The 4,786-nt window shown below is 48.2% G+C and carries 2 protein-coding genes; both read right to left on the reverse strand.

Annotated features, from left to right (window positions below; genetic code table 11):
- Positions 1-330: 330 nt before the first annotated feature.
- Entirely contained in the window at positions 331-1,380 is a 1,050-nt protein-coding gene (locus V6D20_24245; GenBank protein ID HEY9818892.1) for a response regulator transcription factor, read from the reverse strand.
- A gap of 66 nt (positions 1,381-1,446) precedes the next feature.
- Entirely contained in the window at positions 1,447-4,350 is a 2,904-nt protein-coding gene (locus V6D20_24250) for an ATP-binding protein (protein HEY9818893.1), read from the reverse strand.
- Between the last annotated feature and the right edge of the window lie 436 nt (positions 4,351-4,786).

Raw genomic sequence — 4,786 nt, forward strand, 5'->3', positions numbered from 1 at the left:
CTCAGATCTAGCTTCTTTCATGCAACAAGCTGAAAAATTCCCTGGTGTTGCTGAATCTTGATAGGATGGGCGCTCACGGTTCGTTAGCGAGACACCCACACTCACCATTCATTCACCATCAAGGTCGTGGGAGTACCTTGCTCCCATTCCGATTTCATATCTTCACCCAGCAACGCCAAGTCCCTTAACCCGAACTGACGCTAGCTGTAATGGCGAGCATTCATCAGGATATCCCGAAATGACACAAGCGGGATGACGAGCAACCCAATGTTTGAACAGCTCTAGGATTTCTTGATGCCCTAATTCATGTGATGATAGTTATGTATCAGCCTACTCGGTTTTTTTTTCAACAAGCTTGAGCGCATGGGTAGCGAGATCAACCAGTTTCTGCCGCTCAGTATCATCGAGAGCATCCATGAGCGTAGACAGTTGAGACCCCTCTTCTAGGGCAATCCAATCGAAGAACTGTTGCCCCTTAGGGGTAAGTTTGACCATCAACGCACGGCGATCTGACGGATGACTGTCACGCTCAATATAGTGATCTTGCTCTAGGCCGTCTAGCAATCCGGTCATGGCAGCTCGGGAAATGCCGCAGTGTTTCGCCAGCAAGGACGGACTGGAACAAAAGTCTGGCTCACTATTGAGGTACATGAGTACCGATAGTTTACTTTGAGACAAACCAAGTTTTGCCGATTGCTCATCCGTAATCCGCAACACAATTCGCGCCAGCCGCGTTAGTTTAGACATCATCGACAACGCTCCGCCGCTGGGGGAATTGATGATATCTTGGGTCACTTCTGTGACCAGTTGACCTAGGGTTTCAATCTTCTCTCGCTGCTCGGGCTGGAGCTGAATATGCTGGAAGAGACGCAGCGATCGCTCTAGTTGCTGAATTTTCTCACGCTCTTGCATCAAGATGGAAAAGGTTCTTAATGCCGTCACCACGGTGATAAATAGCTTTTGCGAGGTGAGCTCTGTTTTAGTTTTGTATTCATCAATACCATAATTCACCGACACCACTGTCTCCGGCGCTTGACCTGGCTGCCCAGTGCGTAGAATAATCCGCACTGCCGAGTTTCTTAACTCCTCTCGCACAAACTGGATCACCTCTAATCCAGCATTTTCCGTTTCCATAACCACATCTAGGAAGATGATCGCCGTATCGGGATGGGCACGAATCACCTGCTTGGCTTCTTCCCCAGAATAGGCACTAATAAACGCCAGGGAACGATTCTCGAAGGTCACATCCGTGAGGGCTAGCTTGGTGACATGATGCACCTCAGCTTCGTCATCCACAATCAAGATCTTCCAGCTTTGTTCTGGCGGTAGTAATTCTGTTTCTTCAGCAAATTGAAGTTCATCATCCTCAAGATCATACATAAGCTCATCCTGTTGGGCCCAGTCAAGGCATCATACGCTTTTTTGGTCATAGACGGTTCCATGAATCTAAGGTTGAGTCGATGGGTTAGGTAGCTCAATGCGAAAGGTGGTACCCACTGCCAGTTGACTCTCACATTGAATGGTGCCACCTAGCTTCTGAGTCACGAGGTTGTACACGATATGTAACCCCAACCCGCTACCGCCCTTGCCTCGTTTCGTGGTGAAGAAGGGTTCAAATATTTTGCCCAAATTCTCGGGAGGAATCCCGCAACCGTCATCTGTATAGTTCAATACAATACCGCGTTCTGTTTGCAAAACAGTTAAACGAATATGCCCTTGATCCTCGGGCCCATAGGCATGGAGGAGGGAATTGATCACCAAATTCGTCACAATTTGGGACAATGCCCCTGGATAGCTATTGAGGCTCAGATGGCGATCGCCCTGAACCTCAACTCGATGGGGAGTAAGGGCAAGTTTAGGACTAAGCTGCAGCAAAATTTCTTCTAAATAAACAACTAGGTGAAAAACGCGCTTTGATTCGCTGGATTGATCCACCGCTACTTGCTTAAAGCTCTGGATCAGTTGGGCAGCGCGATTGAGGTTGGTCAAAGTCATACCGCTACTTTGTTCGGCAATGTCGATAAACTTTTGCAGATCCGATCGCTTCATCGTGCCGCTCTTAAACGCGTCGGCAAAGGCCGCTGTTTTTTCCATCAAAAATGAAGCCGCCGTGACCCCAATCCCAATCGGGGTGTTGATTTCATGGGCAATCCCTGCCACCAATCCTCCCAAGGCAGCCATCTTCTCGGTCTGAATCAGTTGAGCTTCGGCTTGCTGCAAGTTGCGCAGGGTTTGTTCTAGCTGCTGGGCCTTTTCCTGTAGCTGCACTTCTGCCAACTGACGCTCCTGTACTTCTTGCTGAAGCTGAAGGTTTTGCTTATCTAGCTCATCTTGGGCGAGCTGCCGACTTTCTTCTGTCAGCACTAACCACCATGAGCCAATGCCAATCAGCACCAGAAACGTAGCCGCAACTTCAATCAAGGTTGAGGTAAGACGCTGCACGGTGCTAGGTGAGAGGGTAGGATCACTCATCACCTGCTGATAGTACACCAGCCCTAAAATAGCCCCCACCAAAACAGATAATACCAGAAATATGGCTAGGTATTTCAGTAATTTCATGCCCAACTGGGGCGATAGCTTAGTCTGAAGAAAGCGTCCGAGGAGGGTCTGAGGTGGGGGATCTACAGGGGATGACAATGGAAACAATTGGCGATCGCCCTCTTCTAGACTCAGCATCACATCTGGGGTTGATAAGACAGGTTGCGCGTTATTAAACTGGTCAGACAACTGCACAATTGGGGTTTTACACACATCATGACAGCGCATATCTAAACTGCAGCAGAGAGAACAGATGGCATCGGCATAAACGGGACAAAACGACATATCCTGGGGTTCATACTCTTTTTCACAGATACAGCAGTTAATCGGCTGACCGGTGGTTTCATAGCTATCCTCTCGGGCTAAGTAATAGTGACCACGGGTGAGGAGGGCGATCGCTGGTGACAGCAGTAAGGATAAACCGAGGGCAATAAACGACGCAAAGGCCTTGGCTTCTGGGCCAAAAGCTCCTACAAAGGCGGCGATCGAGACGAGGGAAGCAATCAGGGCAGATCCACAGCCCACGGGATTAAAGTTATAAAGATGGGCGCGTTTAAACTCGATGTGGCGCGGACTTAAGCCTAGGGGTTTATTAATCACCAAATCGGCCACCAAGGCTCCTACCCAAGCGATCGCCACATTGGCATAGAGCCCTAAAACGACTTCTAGGGTTGCAAAGATTCCTAGCTCCATTAACACTAGGGCGATCGCCACATTAAACACCAGCCACACCACGCGTCCAGGATGGCTATGGGTCAGCCGCGAGAAAAAGTTAGACCAGGCTAAGGAACCAGCATAGGCATTGGTGACATTAATTTTGACCTGGGAAAGGATCACAAATAGAATGGTGACGGCTAACACCACGTCTGGATTGGAAAACACATACTCAAAGCCCACCAGATACATTTGAGTAGGTTCATGAGCTTTGGCAAAACTGACGCCATGGGCGATCGCCAACGAAGCCAGAAATGCTCCTCCTAGCTGTTTCAGGCAGCCAATCACGATCCACCCTGGGCCAGACATGATCACAGCTAACCACCAAGCGCGTCGATTACCATCCTGCTTATCCGGCAGAAATCGCAAAAAGTCAACTTGTTCACCGATTTGCACAATTAATGCAAACGATACGGTAGCGGCAGAACCAAATAGTAGGGGATCAAAGGTAGATGCTCCCAGTTGTCCGGCAAAGTGCGTCCAGTTGACAAATGCACTAGGTTCTTTATACAAAACGCATCCATAGGGCAATAAAATCAGAATCAACCAGATGGGCTGAGTCCATAGCTGCAGTTGATTAAGCAGCGTCATACCAAAAAAGACTAGGGGGATGATCGACACAGAACAGATAATATAGCCAATAGGCAATGGTAGATGCAGATAGAGTTCCAAAGCCTGGGCCATGATGGCAGCTTCGATGGCAAAGAAGATAAAGGTAAACGAGGCGTAGATTAAAGAGGTCATGGTTGACCCGATATAGCCAAAACCTGCTCCTCGGGTGAGTAAATCAATGTCCACGTTGTATCGAGCGGCATAGTAAGCGATCGGTAAGCCGGTGAGGAAAATGATCACGCCGACTACAGCGATCGCCCAACATGAGTTGACGAACCCATACCGAATAGCCAACGATCCGCCAATGGCCTCCAGGGCTAAAAAGGAGAGACCACCATTGGCCGTATTCGCAACTAAGAGTTCTGACCACTTGCGAAACGAGGTAGGCGCAAAGCGTAGGGCGTAGTCTTCTAGGGTTTCAGTGGCTACCCAAGTATTGTAGTCCCGCCGATCTTTAACAATTTTGGTAGCTGGATAAATGGGCATGGCATTCAGACGCTATCAGCAGGTTTCATCTTGTCAATCTACTTCTTCATACTAATGCCAAATACTGGCATTGCTGAATCAGAGTATGAACCTCTCGCTAAAAGTCCTTAAGCCTCTTGCTCATGTTTGCAGAGTCAGACTACTTTTCAGCAAACCTAAGTTCTGCATCGATCCATGCCTAATCTTGCTGGTCAAGGATCTGAACCTCAGGCAAAAACAATTGCGAATCCTACAAAGCTGTGGTGGATTTATGAGAAGAACTACATATGGGCCAATAATGGAGCTGAAGCATGAAGAGTTCCTAGCTAAGGCGGATTTAGATGACTTGGACTAGGCAAAGTGGATTTAGATGACTTGGACTAGGCAAGAACAATGGCCTTGATTGAAAAAATCTCAATAGATACCATTAAACTATAGGGCTTGTCTAGAGTTTTAT

The organism is Candidatus Obscuribacterales bacterium, assembly GCA_036703605.1.
Lineage (GTDB): Bacteria > Cyanobacteriota > Cyanobacteriia > RECH01 > RECH01 > RECH01.

Coding starts and splice junctions, on each gene's coding strand:
- V6D20_24245 (HEY9818892.1), bottom strand. CDS start 1,380: ATGTATGATCTTGAGGATGATGAACTTCAATTTGCTGAAGAAACAGAA.
- V6D20_24250 (HEY9818893.1), bottom strand. CDS start 4,350: ATGCCCATTTATCCAGCTACCAAAATTGTTAAAGATCGGCGGGACTAC.